The following is a 19,347-nucleotide window of genomic DNA, read 5'->3' as shown; positions in this document are numbered from 1 at the left end:
CCGCACAGTGACTTATTCGACCCTCAAAAAAGATTCTCTCGCCTTTAGCCTGTTAGGCGCAGCCCAAGCCATTGCGTTGGTGCGCGACGGTGCGGCGCTGCCGCAGGCGCTGACCCAGGTATTTGCACAATCGGCAGCGCCGGCGCCGACGCGCGGCGCCATCCAGGACATCGCCTACCGCACCATGCGCGGCATCGGCCGTGCCGAAACATTGCTGGGCAACCTGGCGAGCAGGCCGCCGGAACCGACCCTGCTGCATTGCCTGCTGTGTGCGGCACTGTGCTTGCTGGCCGATGTCGACGATCCTGCCTACGAGAATTTCACGGTGGTTGATCAGGCTGTTACTGCGGTGTCTTCCGATCCGCAGATGGCCCATGCCAAGGGCATGGTGAATGCGGTGCTAAGGCGCTTCCTGCGTGAGCGCGAAGCCTTGGTGGCAATCGCCATCAAAACCCCATTCGGCTTGTGGAACTATCCGGTCTGGTGGATAGACCGCATGAAAGCTGCCTATCCGCAGCAGTGGCAAGCCATCCTGACTGCCGGTAATACGGCGCCGCCGCTGACCTTGCGCGTGAACCGCCGCAAAACCTCGGTGGCCGCGTATCTGGAGACGCTGGCGAGCCACGCGATTACGGCCCGGCAAATCGGCGCGGACGCCATCCGCCTGGATACCGCAATGCCGGTGGCCCAGATTCCCGGTTTCGAAGACGGTCTGGCGTCAGTGCAAGACGCTGCGGCGCAACTTGCCGCACCGCTGCTGGACCTGCAGGATGGCATGCGGGTACTCGACGCCTGCGCTGCGCCTGGCGGCAAAACCGGCCATATCCTGGAATCCGCCGATGTCGAGTTGACGGCACTGGACAACAATCCCAAACGTTTGCAGCGCATCACCCAGAATCTGCAGCGCCTGCAGCTGCAGGCCAAACTGCAACTGGGCGACGCCAGCATCGGTAGCCAGGGCCAAGACTGGTGGGACGGCGTGCCCTTCGACCGGATTTTGGCCGACGTCCCCTGTACCGCCTCCGGTATCGTGCGCCGTCATCCCGATATTCGCTGGCTACGGCGCAAGACTGATACCGAGCAACTTGCAACACTTTCCGCAAAGATTCTGGACAATCTTTGGCAGATGCTACGCCCGGATGGTAAATTGTTGCTCGTAACATGTTCCGTATGGCCACAAGAATCAGAAGCTCAGGCTGTGGCTTTTGCTACGCGGAATAATGCGCGCAGACTGCCGGCGCCCGGGCAGTTGCTGCCGGCAGCCGATGCGGAACGCGATCATGATGGTTTGTTTTACGCGCTGTTCCAGAAGTGCTGACAGAGAAATGCTGACAGCCGTAGTGCTAACACCCTTTTGCGATAACTTTTAACCATACCCGAAACCAGTGACACGATCATTGCCTCAATTCATCAAATACTGGCTGCTGGCCCTGCTACTGGCTCTGTCATTTAGTCCCGCGTCCAGCTTTGCAGCGGATGGCGTTGAATTGAGTCAGGCCCATATCGAAGCCGGCGACGATGGCTACCGGTTGTCGGCAACGTTTTCATTCGATCTGAATCGCGGCCTGGAAGATGTGGTCAATCGCGGCGTCACCCTGTATTTCACGACCGATGTCGAGCTGACGCGGCCGCGCTGGTACTGGTTCGACGAAAAGGCCATCACCGCAACCCAAACCATCCGCCTGCAATACAACGTCATCACGCGGCGCTATAACGTCGCCATCAACGGCAGCCTGCAACAGAGTTTTAATACGCTCGATGACGCCTTGTCCCTGATTCGCCGGCCTAGCCGCTGGCTGATTGCCGACAAAAGCGCGCTCAAGAGCGGCGAGGTGTACCGGGTCGCCGTGCGCATGGGGCTCGATCTGGGGTTGCTGTCCAAGCCGTTTCAAGTCAACGCCCTCAACAATAGCGACTGGCGCTTTTCTTCCGACTGGAAGAGTTTCAACTACAGGGCCGAATAATCGTGTCACGCGCGCTACGCTATTTGCTGGTGGTCGGCGGCGCCATCGTTAGCATCCTGCTTTTTCTGCTTTCGTCAGCGTCGGCCAATTCGGATTTTTTCGATAAGCACTATTCTTGGCTGCTGGGCATGAATGCGCTGGTGGCGGTGGCCCTGTTTGTGCTGGTCTGCCTGCTGCTCGGGCGCTTGTATAACCGCTACAAGCGCGGCAAATTCGGCTCCCGGCTGACTGCCAAACTGGTGTTCATGTTTGCGTTGATCGGCATCTTGCCGGGGGTTGTGATTTATCTGGTATCGGTGCAATTTGTGTCGCGCTCGATCGAATCCTGGTTCGATGTCCACGTTGAGTCGGCGTTGCAGTCCGGCTTGAACCTGAGCCACGCTGCGCTCGAATCCTCCCTCGGCGATCTCAGCTCAAGGGCGCGCACGCTGGCGGCGGAATGGTCGGAATTGTCGAATTCGGCGCAGGCAACCCAGCTGGGCCGGCTCAGCGACCAGAATCTGGAAGCCTCGATCGTCACCGCCAACGGCCAGGTGATCGCTGTCGTCGGCGGCCATCTGGGAACGCTGGTACCTAATTTGCCGTCGCCCAATATGTTGCAACAGGCACGCCTGCCGCGTGGCTTTTCCGCGATAGAAAGCACTCAGGATAATTCTGACGGCGGCAAAGCCACCTCATCCACCTCAGCCGCCTCAGCCACCAGCACCGACAGCAACGACTTGCGCCTGCACGTGGTGGTTGAAATCCCGCCACCGCTAAGAAGTGCCTCCCTGCAAAACGAAACGCACTTTTTGCAAATGATACAGCCGGTGCCAGCCTATCTCGCCACCAACGCCGAAGCACTTGGTTCAGCCTATAGCGAGTATCAAGAGCGTTCCCTGGGCCGCTCCGGTTTGCGCAAGATCTATCTGGTGACCTTGACGCTGACCTTGCTGTTGGCGGTGTTCGGCGCCATCGCCAGCGCCTTCCTGATCGCAACCGACCTGGCCAAGCCTTTGCTATTGCTGGCCGAAGGCACCAAAGCGGTGGCCGAAGGCAATCTGTCGCCACGGCCGATTGTGGCCACCTCAGACGAACTGGGCACCCTTACTCAATCTTTCAACCTGATGACACGCCAGCTGTACGAAGCGCGCGCTGCGGTTGAAAAGAATCGCAGCGAACTGGAAAACGCTAAAGCCTACCTGGAGTCGGTATTGGCAAACATGTCTGCCGGCGTGATGGTGCTGGACGGCGATTTCCGCCTGGTCACCAGCAACCAGTCGGTGGCGCGCATCCTGCAATACGATTTTTCGCCGCATATCGGCCAGCCGCTGACCATCATTGATGGCCTGACGCACTTCGCGGAAGTCATCATCAACGCCTTCTCCGAGCAAAACGCGCAATTCGCCAGCGGCAAGATCGGCCCCGAGCTGCTGCACTGGCAACAGCAGATCGAGATCCCGCGCCGGGTCGACAGCGGCGACAGCAGCGATAGCGATGACATTACCTTGCTGACGCGCGGCTCGCGCCTGCCGGTAGAGAACCGCACCGGCTATGTGGTGGTGTTCGACGATATTTCCGACGTCATCTCCGGCCAGCGTTCGATTGCATGGGGCGAAGTGGCGCGCCGCCTGGCCCATGAAATCAAAAACCCGTTGACGCCGATCCAGCTGTCCGCCGAACGCTTGCAGATGAAACTGGAAGACAAGCTGATGACCCACGACGCCGCCATCCTGAAGAAAAGCACCGACACCATCGTCAGCCAGGTAGCCGCCATGAAACGCATGGTGGACGATTTCCGCGACTACGCCAAAACGCCGCCGGCGGTATTGAGCGAGCTCGATCTGAACGTGCTGGTGGCGGAGATCCTGCATCTCTATCTGGCAGGTGACGAACGCGACATGATTCATGCATCGCTGGCGCCGGATCTGCCCAAGATCATGGGCGACGCCACCCAATTGCGGCAGGTGATTCACAATCTTTTGCAAAATGCTCAGGACGCCGTCATGGATCGCAGCGGCGACCCAGTGCCGCCGCGTATCGACCTGGTGACCGAGCGCGTCAGCTACCATAGTTCGGACGGCTTATCGCGCACCGCGGTGCGGATTTCGATTACCGACAACGGCCCTGGATTCTCGCCCAAGATACTGGCCAGGGCGTTCGAACCTTACGTCACATCGAAGCCGCGCGGCACCGGCCTGGGTTTGCCGATGGTGAAAAAAATTATCGACGAACACGGCGGCCGCATCGATCTGCAGAACCGAAGCGATACAAAGGGCGCAAAAATCCTGATTTTGCTGTTAAAGTTAGCTGCGAGTCACGATTCGACCATAATTTGATCGTGAACAGCTGCAAATTGCCCCCCGGCTGATATAGCATGTATCCGGACGCGGACGTAACACACAAAGAAGCACACAAAGATATTGATAATTTAACTGGCCTGTCTGAACAGACCATACAGTGGGATTTGATGCAACAGGAAATGGGAAGGCTACCGCATGGCTAACATCCTAGTCGTTGACGACGAAATGGGAATTCGGGAATTGCTCTCGGAAATTTTAGGTGACGAAGGGCATGTAGTAACCGCCGCGGAAAATGCACAACAAGCTCGCGAATTTCGTCAGGGCGGCGTGCCCGATCTGGTGCTGCTCGATATCTGGATGCCTGACACCGACGGCGTCACGCTGCTCAAGGAATGGCAGCGCGACGGCTTGCTGACCATGCCTGTCATCATGATGTCCGGTCACGCCACTATCGATACCGCGGTGGAAGCAACCCGCATCGGCGCCCTGAATTTCCTGGAAAAGCCAATTGCTCTGCAAAAACTGTTGAAAGCGGTTCAGCAAGGCTTGTCGCAAGGCCCCAAGACGGCCCGGGCGCCGACGCTGTATCCGCAGCCAGCGGCCGCCTCGAATGAATTGAATGACGTGGTTGTCGCTACCGGCGGCTTCAACAGCCCGGCATCGCCTGAAGCGACGCACATCACGGCCCTGCCGTCGGTCGCCGTCGCCTCCGAAAGTTTATTCTCCTCCTCGTTCGGCCTGCCCTTGCGCGAGGCGCGCGATGCTTTCGAGCGCGCTTATTTTGAATATCACCTGATCCGCGAAAGCGGCAGCATGACCAGGGTGGCGGAAAAAACCGGACTGGAACGCACCCATCTGTACCGGAAATTGAAACAGCTCGGGGTTGATCCAGGAAAGTTGTCGAAAAAAGGCGGATGACCCTTACCACTCTGGTCAGCGGCGGTTCAGCCAAGGCGCGCGAAGCCGCCATCCGTACTGCCATCGAGGAAGACCTGCGACGCAGCGGCGCCCACCTCGGCACTGCACTCATACTTGAAGGCATGTCTGACGGCAAACTGGAAACATCGCCGCATGCGCTGGAGATCAAACGGATTGCACCCGGCTGCTTTTGCTGTATTGGCAATCTGACCCTGCGTGTCACCTTGAACCGTCTGTTGCGCAAACCACCGGCACGGCTATATATCAGCATTGCGGACAGCACCCATCTGGCGCAGCTGCGTGATTTCCTATGTCACGCCCCGTACGACGCCTTGCTTGAGATGACCCCTGACCTTGTGATCTGACAAGTTCCTCCCGAGCCACCATGCGGCTACGCAGCATTTCCTTAAGCAGGCGCGCAACTTTCCTCGGATTTGCCTCTCTAAATTCCATGCATGAACAATCAAAAGAAATATATCGATAGCAACAGGCTATATATACTCTTTAACAAATCCTATTAGCACTCAACAATAGAGAGTGCTAATATAATCAGCCAAACGTCTGATCGTTGATCTACCGGCAGTTTTAGCTGACCGGACAGCAAGGAGAAAGAATGAAGAATCCATCAGTCAACACAGCTTTAATTCCCAACGACACCAATGCCTTGGCGCTCGGTTTTTCCGGCACGCTGGGTAATATTGACGCGTATATCTCGGCAGTCAATCGTCTGCCGATGTTGACACATGATGAAGAAATTTCTCTGGCTCAACAATTACGCGATAAAAACGATCTCGGCGCCGCTCAAAAGCTGGTGCTATCGCATTTGCGCCTGGTGGTCTCGATCGCGCGCGGCTATCTGGGCTACGGTTTGCCGCATGCCGATCTGATCCAGGAAGGCAATATCGGCCTGATGAAAGCCGTCAAACGTTTCGATCCGGACCAGGGCGTACGACTGGTGTCGTATGCAATGCACTGGATCAAGGCGGAAATGCATGAATACATCTTGAAAAACTGGCGTCTGGTGAAAGTAGCCACCACCAAGGCGCAACGCAAGCTGTTTTTCAACCTGCGCAGCCACAAGGAAGGGCTGGACGCCATGACGCCGACTCAAGTTGACGCGCTGGCCAAGACCCTCAACGTCAAACGCGAAGAAGTGATCGAGATGGAAACGCGCCTGACCGGCCGCGACATCGCGCTGGAAGCGCCGACCGATGACGACGATGATAAATTTGCACCGATCGCCTATCTGTCGACGGAAGCGCAAGAGCCTAGCAAAGTGCTGGAAGCGCAGCGCTACGATCGCATGCAGTCGGAAGGACTGGAATCGGCCCTGAGCAAGCTGGACGATCGCTCACGCCGTATCGTCGAAGCGCGCTGGCTGGCCAACGACGACGGTTCCGGCGCCACCCTGCATGAACTGGCGGACGAGTTTGGCGTATCGGCGGAACGGATACGGCAAATTGAAGCTGTTGCGCTAAAGAAGATGAAGGGTTCGCTGGCAGCGTTTGCCTGACGATGCATTGCTGACCGAAGCTGCAAAGGCCTCTGTAGCAGACGCTACAGAGGCCTTTATTTTATCCTCAAGAAATCGCGCTGCAACGCCATGCACCGATTGGCAGTTACGACGGAGACCGCCGCATCATGAGTTCTACAGACTCGCTCTATCGCCAGATATTAGGAAAAGACTTCGATTTACTAGGCCGCGAACTGCAGATATTTCATAGCATGACTGGCCGAGTCAACTTAGCCGGCAAATGCGAGGTCAAGGCGCCGCATACCGCTATCGGACGTTTGATAGGCTTGCTTTTCGCCCTGCCAAAAGCGACCGCAGAAACCGATTTTCGCTTTGAGCTGGAGGCTGACGCCCGGCAAGAAACCTGGCGCCGCCACTACCCCAGCCGCATGATGGTTTCGCGCATGCGAGTCAGGTCTGGAACGCTGGTTGAGCGCCTGGGCCCGGTAGATCTGCATTTTAAACTGAGGGCCGGTAACGGCCGGTTAACGATGCTGCTCCAAGGCATGACTGTTTGCGGTATTCCTTGCCCGCGATTTCTCATACCATCGGTGCTGGCCGAAGAAACCGCCTCTCCAGGCAAGCTGCATTTCAACGTGGCCGCGCATCTGCCACTGGTCGGCGTGCTGGCCGAATATCGGGGTTATCTCCAAATTGAACGGGAAGAAATCACCACATGATTATTGTGTTCGATGCTAAATGCCTGATCTGCTCCAGCTGGGTGCAATTCCTGCTCAAGCACGACCGGCGGCGGGTATTTCGGTTTGCGTCGATTCAGTCCAAGGCAGGTGCGGACTTGCTTGCCCGAGCCGGTTTGAACATCACCACTCTTGAGACACTATTGCTGGTCGACGGCAAACGCAATTATCAGCACACGGCCGCGATTTTAAGGGTCCTGCACCAACTGGGCTTCCCCTGGAAGCTGGCCTGGATAGCGTGGCTAGTGCCGTCGTTCATAAGAAACGCCGGCTACCGTTGGGTGGCCCGCAACCGCTATCGCATATTCGGTCGCAGCGACTCATGTTTTCTGCCAAATGCCGAGCATCGCCTGCGCTTTATAGATGATACGACTGAGAGCCGTTAATCGCTGGAGAAAAAACAAAAAGGCAGAATCTTGCAAGATTCTGCCTTGATTGCGCAGGGACGAGAGCGGCGCCTTTAGCGATTACTTCAACAACAATTTCAGATCATGGGCAATCGGCTCAGGCCCTTGGCCGTGACGTACGAACAGGCGGATGTGGCCCTCCGGATCAAACACATAACTGCCGGCGGTATGGTCCATGGTGTAACTGCCCGGTGTCTTGCCTGGTACTTTTTGATAAAACACGCGGAATTCCTTGGCGACTTTATCGGTCGCTGCCTGGTCGCCATACAGGCCGACAAAACTCGGATCGAAAGCCGGTACGTACTTGGATAGCAATTCCTGCGTGTCGCGCTCCGGATCGACGGTGACAAACAGTACCTGCACCTTGCTCGCCAAAGGCCCCATTTCCTTCATGACGTTAGCCATCTCAACCATGGTGGTCGGACAAACGTCAGGGCATTGGGTGTAGCCGAAGAACACCAGCACCGCCTTGCCCTTGTAATCGGCCAGCGTGCGCGGCTTGCCGGTATGGTCGGTCAGGGCAAAATCACGGGCGTAGCCAAGGCCGGTGACGTCAGTATTGATGAAAGCGCTGTTGGTCGGCGACAGTGCCATTTCCTGGCCGCCGCTTGCAGACTTGTCGCCACAAGCGGTTAAAGACAAAACCATCAGCAAGCCGGCAACAATGGAGGCGACAGGAGTAACACGCTTCATGTTTACTTTCAGAATTTAAGATAGTGATCGACCAGCAAAGCGGCGAACAATAGCGACAAGTAGATGATCGAATAGGCGAAAGTCTTGCGTGCAATCAGATCGGTGTAATGCTGATAGATCTGCCATGCATACCAGAGGAAGATCAGGCCCAGCACTGCTGCGCTGGCCAGGTAAATCAGGCCGCTCATGCCAACCGCAAACGGCAGCATGGTAGTAGCTACCAAAGCAATCGTATACAGCCAGATCTGGAACTGGGTGAATTTCATGCCGTGCGTGATGGGCAGCATCGGCAACCCGGATTTGGCGTAATCGTCGCGCCGATACATGGCCAGCGCCCAGAAATGCGGCGGGGTCCAGACGAAGATAATCAGCACCAGGATCCAGGCTTGCATCGGTACGTCGTTCGCAATCGCGGCCCAGCCCAGGGCCGGCGGCATTGCGCCAGCCAGGCCGCCGATGACGATATTTTGCGGCGTCGCCGGTTTCAGGATAATGGTGTAAATAATTGCATAACCGACAAAAGTGGCGAAGGTCAGCCACATGGTCAGCGGATTAACAAAGTTGTACAACACGCACATGCCGAGCCCGCCAATCACACCGGAAAATACCAGGGTCTGAGGCACGGTGATTTCACCGCGCGCCATAGGCCGCCGCGCAGTGCGCGCCATGCGCGAATCGATTTCGCGCTCGACCAGGCAGTTGACGGCGAAAGCGGCGCCGGCCAGCAGCCAGATGCCGATGGTGGCGGCAATCAGGCGCTGCCAATCGGGCAAGCCGGGGGTGGACAGGAACATGCCGATCACCGCACAAAACACCGCCAGCTGCGTAACGCGCGGCTTGGTCAGCGCCCAGTACTGGGCAATTCGATTGGGTGGTACGGTCAAAGCTGTCATGGATGCGGGTTCAGGCGATCAACAGTTACTGGATGGCCAGCCACTGCCGAAACAGAATGCAAGCCAGGTGCGAGTCTAGCCTTGTAGTTTAACATGACCAGTAGCACCAGCAGCAGCGCCGCACCACCGTTGTGCGCCACGGCGATGGCCAACGGCCAATTCAGGAAAATGGTAGACAAGCCGGTAAGCAATTGCAAGCCGATAACGATCAGCAGCCAACGGCCGGTGTTTTGCAAACCCTGGGTGCGCAGCGCTTTACAAGCCAGCCAGACGACGAAAGCGATCACGACAAAAGCGAAACTGCGGTGAGTCCAGTGAATCGCTGTCAACGCCTGAAATGACAAGAACTCGCCGTCGGCAGTCATGCCCAGATGGCGCCATAGGGTGAAACCGTTGGCAAAATCCATCTGCGGCACCAGCTTGCCATGGCACAACGGGAAATCGGTACAGGCAAGCGCGGCATAGTTAGTACTTACCCATCCGCCCAGAGCAATCTGCAGAACCAACAGCAGCAGGCCGATCAGGGCCGGTTTCACCAGAGCGGCGGCGCCGGCTGCTACCGGGGCATGCTCGCTTTGCCGGGCGCCGAGCCAAGTCAGCATCGCCAGCAAGGTCAGGCCAAGCAACAAATGAGTAGTCACGATCACCGGCTGCAGTTTTTGCGTCACGGTCCAGGCGCCGAAAGCGCCTTGCAGGCAGACGAATAAAAACAGCAAGGTCGGATAGCGCGGCGAAAATCTGCTGTCCTGCTGCGTCGTCGACTTCCTGCCGGTAAACCAGCGCAGCCAGGCAATCGCCATCAAGGCAACGATCAGTACCCCGACTCCCATCGCAAAATATCGATGGGTCATTTCGATCCAGGCCTTCATTACTGTCACCGGGCCAGTCGGCATGGCTTCCTGGGCTGCGCTGATATGCGCATGTGCCTGCAGCGGATTGGCGTGTCCGTAGCAGCCCGGCCAGTCTGGGCAGCCGAGACCGGAATCGGTCAGCCGCGTGAAAGCGCCGAACATGATCAGGTCAAAGGTCAGGAACAGCGTCACCCATACCAGCTTGCGATATTTATTGGTATCGCTGGAAGCCCAGACCACGCAGACCGCCAGCAAGGCAACCAGCAATCCCATGCCGCCGAGCTGGATTAACAATGGGGTAGTCATGGCAAACTCATCCTATGGCCGAAGCCCGCAATAACTTGGACAGGTCTTTTTTGACTTTATTTGGGTCGGCGTCCTTGGGGAAACGCATCATCAGATGACCGAGCGGATCGATCAGGTAAATATGATCGGCAGCGCTGGTATCGGCTTCGGTCGGCAACCAGGCTTTCAGCAGTGCCGGCTTGACCCGCAACAGCCTGGTGCCGTCATATTCGCGCATCACCATGGTTGGCAAAGGTTGATCGTCGGTAATCAGCCAGACTCGCTCCACCCGCTCCATTTCCTTGCCCTGCATCAAACGCAGCTGGCGCATTTCGAACAGCTTGTCCTGGCAAGCCTTCAGGCAATCGCCGCCGTCGGCCTGCACCATCAGCCATTTGCCTTTGTAGTCATCCAGGGTGGCTGGCTTGCCATCCAGCGTGGTGCTACCCAGTTCAGGGACGGGATAGTCGCGCGGATCGAGCAGCGCGCCGTAGTTGTTGCGGCTTTGCGGCTTGATCACGTAATACGTGAAATAGGAGGCAATCATGGGCGCAGCGCATACTGCAATCACCGCGAACAATTTCCAGCGGCCGCTCTGGCGCTGCGGGTTATTGGCCGGACTATTAGCCGGATTGCTGGCCGGCTGGCTTGTTGGTGTTTTCTGATCCACGTCTAAATCCTGTCACAACAAAAAAAATGAACGCCATCACGGCCAGCGCATACCACTGGAATGCATAGCCGCGATGCTTTTCGATACCGAGCGAGGGCCTGGGCCAAGTGCGCAGCAAATGGTCCTCGGTGTTGCTGGTTTGCTCGATCACGAACGGCTGCAGCTTGAATTTACTGGCTGCGGCGAATTCGCCTATCGCCAGATTTTGCACAATTGCCTGGGGTCGCAACGAACCGGCGTCGCCTAACTGCAGGACATGGCCGAAATCGCGCCTGACCAGCCCTTCTATCTCGATCACGCCGGCCGGCGTCGGGTAGGACGGCAGCTTGCTGCGATCGGCCGGATCGCGCGGCAACCAGCCGCGCGCTACCAGCACGTAACTGTCCGCCCCCGTGACCAACCCCGGGGCGGGCGCCGCAAGCTTGAACGGCATTAGCACATAAAACCCGGCGACGCCGTTCAAGGGACGATTGTCGAGATAGACCGGCCAGCCGGGAATAAATTCACCGCGCAGCACCATACGCCTGAATTCGAGTTGATCGACATCCTGTACCTGTAAGGCAGCGCCGAGTTGCACGGCGGCATCGGCCTCACGTTGCAATAATTTGCTTTCGAGCGCCTGCTTTTGATCGCCGCGCCGCGTTTGCCATTGTGCCAACGCTACGCCTAGCACCACCAGCAACACAGTCACCACAAACGGAATCAGCCGAAACCGGAATCTGATTGGCATTACAATATCGCCTTAGTCAATATTAGTGTCCTGAGTTAGAAATTCGTCGAAGAAAAGCGATGAAACCGGCGCCATGCGTCGTTGCAAATACTCGCAAGGGACCGCACCCTTGCTCCGTTTTGCGCCTAGCCTGACACCGATTTCATCACTTTTCTCATTCAACGAACCTCTAACTCAGGACACTAGCCCAAAAATGAAAATCGTCGTCGCCATTGCCTTCATCCTGATTATCGGCAGCCTGGCCTCCGCACTGATATTCCTGATGCGCGATAAAGGTAAAAGTAACCGTACGGTGCAGGCGCTAACCATGCGCGTCGGCTTTTCGGTGGCCCTGTTCATCCTGCTTTTGGTCTTGTACAAACTCGGTTATATCCAGCCGACCGGGTTGCACTAAGCAAAGCGCTACAACTATCAAGCAGAGCGCTGCTGCTGAGCTTACAGAAAAAAAGGCCGCACCGAAGTGTGGCCTTTTTTATGTGCTCAATTATGCGCTCAATTCGGCGCTGATTTTATGCGCCGTCGCCGCTTTTGCTATTACAGCCAATACACCACGACGTACAAGCCGAGCCAGACCACGTCCACAAAGTGCCAGTACCAGGCCGCGCCTTCAAATGCGAAGTGGTGGTCTGGAGTGAAATGGCCCTTCAGCACACGGAACAGCACCACTGACAGCATGATGGCGCCGATGGTGACATGGAAACCATGGAAACCAGTCAACAGGAAGAATGTCGAACCGTAGACGCCGGAAGTCAGTCTCAGGTTGTAATCGTTATACGCTTCGATGTATTCAGCAGCCTGGAAGCCCATGAAAGTCGCGCCCAGCACAATAGTCGCGAAGAGCCAGAATGCAGTCTTGGCGCGATGGCCGGAGCGCAGTGCGTGGTGGGAAATTGTCAGGGTTACGCCGGAGGACAGCAGCAAAGCGGTATTGATGGTCGGGATCGGGAATGGTCCCATGGTGGTGAAGGCTTCAACCGTGCCGGCCGGACCGGCATTGCCCCAATGCGCGGCAAAGTCTGGCCATAGCAGCTTGTTGTCGAGATCGCCCAGCCATGGCATTGCAATGCTGCGGGCGTAGAACAAAGCGCCAAAAAACGCCGCAAAAAACATCACTTCGGAGAAGATGAACCAGCTCATGCTCCAGCGGAACGAGGTATCGATGCGCGCGCTGTACAAGCCGCCTTCGGATTCACGGATGGAATCGCTAAACCATTTGTACAGCACAATCAGGAACGACAGGATACCGATCCCGCACAGCTCAGGTCCCCATGCGACACTATTGACCCATGCGGCAGCACCAGCCATTGTCGCCAGTAGCGATACACCTCCCAGCACTGGCCACTTGGACGGGCCAGGGACGAAATAGTAAGGTGCATTACCTTGTTGAGAACTCATTTCCATCTCCCGATACAAATTTAGTTAGTTACTTGCTGTGAGTTACTGTACTGCATTTTATTTCGCGACGACCAGTTTCACGATGGTGATCAGGATCGCAATAAAAATCAAGGCGCCGAGTATTCCGGCTATCACTACATGCACCGGATTCAAGCCGGCTGCATCGCTTTCGTAATCTTTCCTTTTGCGCACCCCGAAGAACGACCAGAATACCGCTTTCATGGTGGCGCCGAATGAGGCTTTACGGCGGCTTGCTTCCTTCAGATCCGACATTGAGTACCCCAGGTTACGCTGCTAATCACGCTGTAATCAGCCGCGTTGAGTTGGTTTATCCGGCTGGCTTATCCGGCTGTCCCGCAATTTCAAAAAAAGTGTAGGACAGGGTGATCACCTTCACATCTTTAGGTATAGCAGGATCTATGTAAAACACCACTGGCATTTCCTTGGCCTGGTTCGGACCAAGGGTTTGCTGGGTGAAACAGAAACATTCGACCTTCTTGAAAAAAGCTGCCGCCTGCTGTGGCGCATAACTTGGAATCGCCTGTGCATCCATCTTGCGCGATTGCTTGTTCACCACCTCATACACCACTTGCGTCATTTCACCAGGATGCACCTGCAGACTGCTGACCGTCGGCCTGAAACGCCAGGGGCCTTGCGAATTGCCGTCGAATTCAACGGTAATCGTGCGGCTCTTGTCGACCTGGGTATTGGCCGGCGCTTCCACCGTTGCGTCTTTCGGTGTCAGGTAATTGACGCCGGTAATCTCGCAAATCTTTTTATACACCGGCACCAGGCCATAGCCGAAGCCGAACATCAGCACCGCGATCACCAGCAGCTTGCCCAGCATCTGCCAATTCAATTTTCTTGATTCGGCCTTCGCATCATTATTATCTGCAGGATCGCTCATCTACTTGAACCACAACATCTTGACGAAGATCGCAATGAAGAAACTCAAGGCAAGCAGACCTACCAGCAATCCGGTACGTACGTTATTAGGCTTTTTCGGCTGACTCATTTTGCTCAATCGCACAGAGTTGGCGGGCTTTATTACCACCCTCCGTTCCCATTATTTAAAGGTCGGTGGCGTTTCAAAGGTATGGAAAGGTGCTGGGCTAGGCACAGTCCATTCCAGGCCTTCGGCGCCATCCCATGGCTTGTCGGCTGCTTTCTTGCCGCCCTTGATCGATGGAATGATCACGAAGAACAGGAAGTAGACCTGGCTCAGGCCGAAACCCAGAGCGCCGATCGAAGCCAGCATGTTGAAGTCGGTGAACTGCGCCGGGTAATCGGCGTAGCGGCGCGGCATGCCGGCCAGGCCCAGGAAATGCATCGGGAAGAAAGTCACGTTGAACCAGATCAGCGAATTCCAGAAGTGGATCTTGCCGCGGGTTTCGTTGTACATGAAACCAGTCCACTTCGGACCCCAGTAGTAGTAACCGGCGAACAGCGCGAACAGGGAGCCGGCCACCAGTACATAGTGGAAGTGCGCTACCACGTAGTAGGTATCCTGCATCTGGATGTCGATCGGGGTGACCGCCAGGATCAGGCCGGTGAAGCCGCCCATGGTGAACACGAAGATGAAGCCGATGGCGAACAGCATTGGCGTTTCGAAAGTCATCGAACCGCGCCACATGGTAGCGATCCAGTTGAAAATCTTGACGCCGGTAGGCACCGCGATCAGCATGGTGGCGTACATGAAGAACAGCTGTGCAGTCACTGGCATGCCGGTGGTGAACATATGGTGCGCCCAGACGATGAACGACAGGATCGCGATCGAGGCAGTGGCGTACACCATCGAGGCATAACCAAACAATTGCTTGCGGGCGAAAGCCGGGATGATCTGCGACACGATGCCGAACGCCGGCAGAATCATGATGTACACCTCTGGGTGTCCGAAGAACCAGAAGATGTGTTGATACATCACAGGATCGCCGCCGCCGGCAGCGTTAAAGAACGATGTGCCGAAATGGCGATCGGTCAATGTCATGGTGATCGCGCCAGCCAGCACAGGCATCACGGCGATCAGCAGGTAAGCGGTAATCAGCCAGGTCCAGCAGAACATCGGCATCTTCATCAGCGTCATGCCAGGCGCGCGCATGTTGAGGATGGTGGTGATGATGTTGATCGAGCCCATGATCGATGAGGCGCCCATGATATGGATGGCGAAAATCGCCATGTCCATGCCTGGCCCCATCTGGGTCGACAGCGGTGCGTACAGGGTCCAGCCGGCAGCAGTTGCGCCGCCAGGAACCAGGAACGACGTCGCCAGCAGCAAGGCAGCCGGCGGCATCAGCCAGAACGAGAAATTGTTCATCCGCGCAAAAGCCATATCGGATGCGCCGATTTGCAATGGAATCATCCAGTTAGCAAAGCCGACGAAAGCCGGCATGATGGCGCCGAACACCATCACCAGGCCGTGCATGGTGGTTAGCTGGTTGAAGAATTCCGGCTTGAAAAATTGCAGGCCGGGCTGGAACAGCTCGGCACGGATCAGCAGTGCCAGCACGCCGCCTGACAGCAGCATGGTGAAAGAGAACCACAGATACAAGGTACCGATGTCCTTGTGGTTGGTTGCAAATAACCAGCGACGCCAGCCGTGTGGGTGGTCATGCGCGTGGTCGTCGTGAGAATGATCGTGTGCGTGATCGACTGCGGTAGTGCTCATCTCAATCTCCTAATTTACTTACGCGCAGCCAGCACTTCAGCTGGTTGGACAATATTTTCCTGGGCCTTGTTGGACCAGTTGTTACGGGTGTAGGTAATCACCGCAGCAATTTCGGTATCCGACAACAGGGCTTTCCATGGCGGCATTGTCAGGTTGCCGGTGATCTTGCCGTTCAACACAACATTGATCTGTTCAGCACGCGGGCCGTTGACGATCGGGTCGCCATCCAGTGCTGGAAATGCGCCGGGCACGCCCTTGCCGGTAGCCTGGTGGCAGACTGCGCAATTTGCTGAATAGACTTTTTCGCCGCGTTGTTTCAACTCGTCGATGGTCCAGGTCTTGGTTGGATCGTCCGCCTGTGCAGCCATTTCCTTTTTCTTGCCGTCAACCCAGGCCTTGTAATCGGCTTCGCTCAGGACGTTGACCACGATAGGCATGAAAGCGTGATCTTTGCCGCACAGCTCAACGCATTGGCCGCGGTAACTGCCGACCTTCTCTGCCTTGAACCAGGTATCGCGCACAAAACCGGGAATCGCATCTTGCTTGACGCCGAATGCAGGAATGCCCCAGGAGTGAATCACGTCGTTAGCCGTAGTGATGATGCGGACTTTCTTGTTGACCGGGACCACCATCGGATTGTCGACTTCGATCAGGTAGTTGTCGTTCTTGACCTTGGTCGAGTCAACCACCTGCTCATGCGGCGTCGACAGATTGGACAGGAAGGAAATGCCTGAACCTTCGCCGCTCAAGTAGTCATAGCCCCATTTCCATTGCATGCCGGTGACTTTGATCGTCAGGTCGGCATTGGAAGTGTCCTTCATCGCCACCACGGTCTTGGTGGCAGGCAGGGCCATGCCGATAACGATGAGGAAAGGAACCACGGTCCAGGCGATTTCGACGCCGGTGCTTTCGTGGAAGCTGGCCGACTTGTGGCCGAGCGATTTGCGATGCTTGAGGATGGAGTAGAACATCACCCCGAAAACGGCCAGGAAAATCACCAGGCAAATAATCAGCATCAAGTGATGCAGATCATAGATTTGCTGAGCAATTTGCGTCACCGGTGGTTGAAAGTTCATCTGCAGTACCGCTGGACCGCCCGGACTATCTACCACCGCCCATGACGGCATAGCTGCCGACAAGAGCGAGGCACCGAGCATCAACGATATAAGGCGCTTCGCATATTCCATGATTTCCTCAAAAGCCCAAAATTATAATTATGTCAACCGCCAGAGGCTTGTGTAGTGTTTCGTAAATGGGGGAGCCGCAGAAGTGCTGATTTTTTGTGTCAGGCTAGGCGCAAACCGGAGCGATAGCTAGACTATCGCGAGGATTTGCAACAACGCCTGGCGCGAAAAAGCAGCGCTTATGTGGTTTCATCATTTGCGAAGCACTGCACTAAGTTGCGCTGTAGCTCCTGCCGCAGCTCCAGAACAAACTCGCGCCGCTTTCGTTCCGTCAAAAACTGCCCTACTTCGACCCTGGCGCCAAGCGCCTCGATGTCTATGAGGCCCTTGTTCGTCTCTTGCACCGCAATCCGGATCGAACGTAAATCCAGCTTGAATTGTCGAATTTCCTGTGCCTGTATCAATTCCACAAGCAGATAATCGTCCAGCATCGCTATGTGCTCGCGGTCCGTGGCGTGCCGTGCATAGATCAGAAATGCGATCGCTACCGCAGACATTTCCAGAACCGCAAACAGTAATACAAACCAGGCGCCGCGCAAGGTAAAGCCGATTGCCACGGCAAACGATGTGGCGCAGAGGATCGCATAGAAAAAACCAAGCTGGCGCGGCGCAATTGCGCAGTTACGCCTCAAGTTCCATTCTCGCTTAATCATGTTGCACAATCGACACCTAGCAAGTGGTCCTACTCACAAGCTAAAACCTTCGAAGTATAAGGGGTAACTGAATATGTTATCAAGGAGAATCAAATGCCGGATACAGGCCGCTCGCTGGCCTGCAAAACTGCGTTTTTCCCCCTGTACGACGCCAGTTAGCCTCCTAAGAAACCACTAGATTATGGTCATCCCCATATGTTTCATATGGGAAATTTCTTATATTGACGAAGGGGTAGGACAAGCTGCAATGTAGTAAATTGACAACGCATGGCGAATTTCCACCGCCGCGTTTTGTCCTTATCAAACAAGACGTTGCCGCTGATTCTCTCTGCTCTGCGCTGATTGGCTGACTGGATAACTACCGCAAATCAGCCAAAGGATGTGACGCCGCAGTCCACGGGTCGTCGAAAAATCCATTTCCCCATTTGCTGTCCACCGCTGCCAGCGTTGCCGGCTGCCATTTCGGCTGGCGATCCTTGTCGATGATCAACGCCCGGATGCCTTCGGCAAAATCGGCGCGGGCGGCGCAATGCAAGGAAACCACATATTCCAGCCGAAAAATTTCCGCCAGCGACATATGCCGCGCCCGTTTTTGCAACGCGTGCGATAACCAGGCCGAACCCGGACTGCCTGCCGCCAGCGTAGCGATGCCTTTTTGCAGCCATGGATCATCAGTTTTTAATTCGACGATATTGCCCACAACTTCAGCCAGGGTCGGCGCACTGCACAGGCGGTTGATCAATTCAAAATGTTGCTGCAACGGTGTGCCTGCCGCCGCCCACGCCTCGGCGTCGGCCTCGGCGCCCAGACGTTCGGCATTTTGCAATACCCGGCTTAGTAAAACATCGTCCTGCTGCCCGTCCCACGGCTGGCTTAACAAGGTCGCCAGCACGGACTGCTTTTGCGCATGATTGATCTGGTAATCGGCCAGCCGGGCAAAGATGGCGTCGGCAGCACCTATGGAGGCGCCGCTCAACGCCAGGAACAAACCGAGCTGCCCCGGCATGCGGTTCAGAAACCAGGTGCCGCCCACGTCCGGATACAGGCCGATGGTAATTTCCGGCATCGCCAGCCGCGATTTTTCAGTCACCACGCGATGGCTGGCGCCCGCCATCAAGCCGATGCCGCCGCCCATCACGATGCCATGCGCCCATGCCAGGATCGGCTTGGGATAAGTATGAATCAGGTAATCCAGCCGATATTCGCGCTCGAAAAAATCGCAGGCGTAGCTGTTGCTGCGGATATCCTCTGGCCCACCGGCGGCATGCTGATCCAGCATGGTGCGATACAAACCCTGTAAATCTCCGCCGGCGCAAAAAGCCTTTTCTCCGGCAGCCTGCAACACCACCATCGCTAGTTGCGGATCAGCGGCCCACAGCCGTAATTGCTGGTCCAGCAAATCGACCATTTCCAGCGATATCGCATTCAGCGTCTTTTCGACATTCAGCGTGGCGACGCCGATGCGCTTGCCATTAGCGGCGGTCAGTTCTTCGAACAATGCGGGCGCCGCAGCTGCCGCCAAATTTGCTTCTGTCATCGTTGCTTC

At 56.2% G+C, this 19,347-nt stretch carries 21 protein-coding genes; 9 read left to right on the top strand and 12 right to left on the bottom strand.

Features of this window, described 5'->3' with window-relative positions; all coding sequences use genetic code 11:
* Positions 1-7 precede the first annotated feature (7 nt).
* From rsmB to VNZ60_RS12295, 8 genes are all read left to right on the top strand, one after another.
* Positions 8-1,318: a 16S rRNA (cytosine(967)-C(5))-methyltransferase RsmB gene (gene rsmB, locus VNZ60_RS12330; RefSeq protein ID WP_325659517.1), complete on the top strand. Its 1,311-nt coding sequence runs from the start codon at positions 8-10 to the stop codon at positions 1,316-1,318.
* A 79-nt stretch (positions 1,319-1,397) separates the two neighbouring features.
* Positions 1,398-1,964 carry a DUF4390 domain-containing protein gene (locus VNZ60_RS12325; RefSeq protein WP_325659515.1) on the top strand — a complete coding sequence of 189 codons (567 nt, stop codon included), beginning with the start codon at positions 1,398-1,400 and terminating at the stop codon, positions 1,962-1,964.
* Positions 1,965-1,966: 2 nt separating this feature from the next.
* Positions 1,967-4,282, top strand: a complete 2,316-nt coding sequence (locus VNZ60_RS12320; RefSeq protein WP_325659514.1) for an ATP-binding protein — start codon at positions 1,967-1,969, stop codon at positions 4,280-4,282.
* A 159-nt stretch (positions 4,283-4,441) separates the two neighbouring features.
* Positions 4,442-5,164 (top strand): response regulator, encoded by a 723-nt coding sequence (locus VNZ60_RS12315; protein ID WP_325659512.1) that lies wholly within the window; start codon positions 4,442-4,444, stop codon positions 5,162-5,164.
* Positions 5,161-5,529 carry a GTPase gene (locus VNZ60_RS12310; protein WP_325659510.1) on the top strand — a complete coding sequence of 123 codons (369 nt, stop codon included), beginning with the start codon at positions 5,161-5,163 and terminating at the stop codon, positions 5,527-5,529. The genes VNZ60_RS12315 and VNZ60_RS12310 overlap by 4 nt, the downstream gene beginning before the upstream one ends.
* Before the next feature lie 248 nt (positions 5,530-5,777).
* Positions 5,778-6,677, top strand: coding sequence for an RNA polymerase sigma factor RpoH (gene rpoH / locus VNZ60_RS12305; RefSeq protein ID WP_325659508.1), 900 nt, complete (start codon positions 5,778-5,780; stop codon positions 6,675-6,677).
* Positions 6,678-6,805: 128 nt separating this feature from the next.
* Complete coding sequence (locus VNZ60_RS12300) at positions 6,806-7,357, top strand: DUF4166 domain-containing protein (RefSeq protein ID WP_325659506.1); 552 nt, start codon at positions 6,806-6,808, stop codon at positions 7,355-7,357.
* Positions 7,354-7,761, top strand: coding sequence for a thiol-disulfide oxidoreductase DCC family protein (locus VNZ60_RS12295; protein WP_325659504.1), 408 nt, complete (start codon positions 7,354-7,356; stop codon positions 7,759-7,761). The genes VNZ60_RS12300 and VNZ60_RS12295 overlap by 4 nt, the downstream gene beginning before the upstream one ends.
* An 81-nt stretch (positions 7,762-7,842) precedes the next feature.
* Here the strand turns inward: VNZ60_RS12295 and VNZ60_RS12290 are convergent, their stop codons facing one another.
* The 5 genes from VNZ60_RS12290 to VNZ60_RS12270 are packed head-to-tail and all read right to left on the bottom strand — an operon-like array spanning position 7,843 to position 11,904.
* Positions 7,843-8,475 carry an SCO family protein gene (locus VNZ60_RS12290; RefSeq protein WP_414648824.1) on the bottom strand — a complete coding sequence of 211 codons (633 nt, stop codon included), beginning with the start codon at positions 8,473-8,475 and terminating at the stop codon, positions 7,843-7,845.
* 8 nt (positions 8,476-8,483) lie between these two features.
* Positions 8,484-9,368 (bottom strand): heme o synthase, encoded by an 885-nt coding sequence (gene cyoE, locus VNZ60_RS12285; RefSeq protein WP_325659502.1) that lies wholly within the window; start codon positions 9,366-9,368, stop codon positions 8,484-8,486.
* A complete protein-coding gene (locus VNZ60_RS12280; protein ID WP_325659500.1) occupies positions 9,365-10,525 on the bottom strand; it encodes a COX15/CtaA family protein in 1,161 nt (386 codons plus the stop codon). The genes cyoE and VNZ60_RS12280 overlap by 4 nt, the downstream gene beginning before the upstream one ends.
* A gap of 7 nt (positions 10,526-10,532) precedes the next feature.
* On the bottom strand, positions 10,533-11,174 hold the full coding sequence (locus VNZ60_RS12275; RefSeq protein ID WP_325659498.1) for an SCO family protein: 642 nt from the start codon (positions 11,172-11,174) through the stop codon (positions 10,533-10,535).
* Positions 11,128-11,904, bottom strand: coding sequence for an SURF1 family protein (locus tag VNZ60_RS12270; RefSeq protein ID WP_325659497.1), 777 nt, complete (start codon positions 11,902-11,904; stop codon positions 11,128-11,130). The genes VNZ60_RS12275 and VNZ60_RS12270 overlap by 47 nt, the downstream gene beginning before the upstream one ends.
* Before the next feature lie 193 nt (positions 11,905-12,097).
* On the opposite strand from VNZ60_RS12270, the gene VNZ60_RS12265 reads away from it, so the two are divergent.
* Positions 12,098-12,298 carry a twin transmembrane helix small protein gene (locus tag VNZ60_RS12265; protein ID WP_092394731.1) on the top strand — a complete coding sequence of 67 codons (201 nt, stop codon included), beginning with the start codon at positions 12,098-12,100 and terminating at the stop codon, positions 12,296-12,298.
* Positions 12,299-12,438: 140 nt separating this feature from the next.
* On the opposite strand, the gene VNZ60_RS12260 is transcribed toward VNZ60_RS12265, so the two are convergent.
* From VNZ60_RS12260 to VNZ60_RS12230, 7 genes are all read right to left on the bottom strand, one after another.
* The gene (locus VNZ60_RS12260) at positions 12,439-13,305 is read right to left on the bottom strand and encodes a cytochrome c oxidase subunit 3 (RefSeq protein WP_414648823.1); all 867 of its coding nucleotides are present in this window, start codon (positions 13,303-13,305) and stop codon (positions 12,439-12,441) included.
* 51 nt (positions 13,306-13,356) lie between these two features.
* A complete protein-coding gene (locus tag VNZ60_RS12255; RefSeq protein WP_092356017.1) occupies positions 13,357-13,572 on the bottom strand; it encodes a DUF2970 domain-containing protein in 216 nt (71 codons plus the stop codon).
* A gap of 55 nt (positions 13,573-13,627) precedes the next feature.
* Entirely contained in the window at positions 13,628-14,206 is a 579-nt protein-coding gene (locus VNZ60_RS12250; protein WP_325659489.1) for a cytochrome c oxidase assembly protein, read from the bottom strand.
* 159 nt (positions 14,207-14,365) lie between these two features.
* Positions 14,366-15,964 (bottom strand): cytochrome c oxidase subunit I, encoded by a 1,599-nt coding sequence (gene ctaD / locus VNZ60_RS12245; protein WP_325659487.1) that lies wholly within the window; start codon positions 15,962-15,964, stop codon positions 14,366-14,368.
* Between the two features lie 14 nt (positions 15,965-15,978).
* Positions 15,979-17,151 carry a cytochrome c oxidase subunit II gene (gene coxB, locus VNZ60_RS12240; protein WP_325659485.1) on the bottom strand — a complete coding sequence of 391 codons (1,173 nt, stop codon included), beginning with the start codon at positions 17,149-17,151 and terminating at the stop codon, positions 15,979-15,981.
* A gap of 176 nt (positions 17,152-17,327) precedes the next feature.
* Positions 17,328-17,801 (bottom strand): DUF2244 domain-containing protein, encoded by a 474-nt coding sequence (locus VNZ60_RS12235; protein WP_325399891.1) that lies wholly within the window; start codon positions 17,799-17,801, stop codon positions 17,328-17,330.
* A 358-nt stretch (positions 17,802-18,159) separates the two neighbouring features.
* Positions 18,160-19,338: an enoyl-CoA hydratase/isomerase family protein gene (locus VNZ60_RS12230; protein WP_325659483.1), complete on the bottom strand. Its 1,179-nt coding sequence runs from the start codon at positions 19,336-19,338 to the stop codon at positions 18,160-18,162.
* Positions 19,339-19,347 lie beyond the last annotated feature (9 nt).

This window comes from Collimonas sp., assembly GCF_035566375.1.
Taxonomy (GTDB): domain Bacteria; phylum Pseudomonadota; class Gammaproteobacteria; order Burkholderiales; family Burkholderiaceae_D; genus Collimonas.
This window is presented reverse-complemented; position numbering and strand designations above follow the sequence as displayed.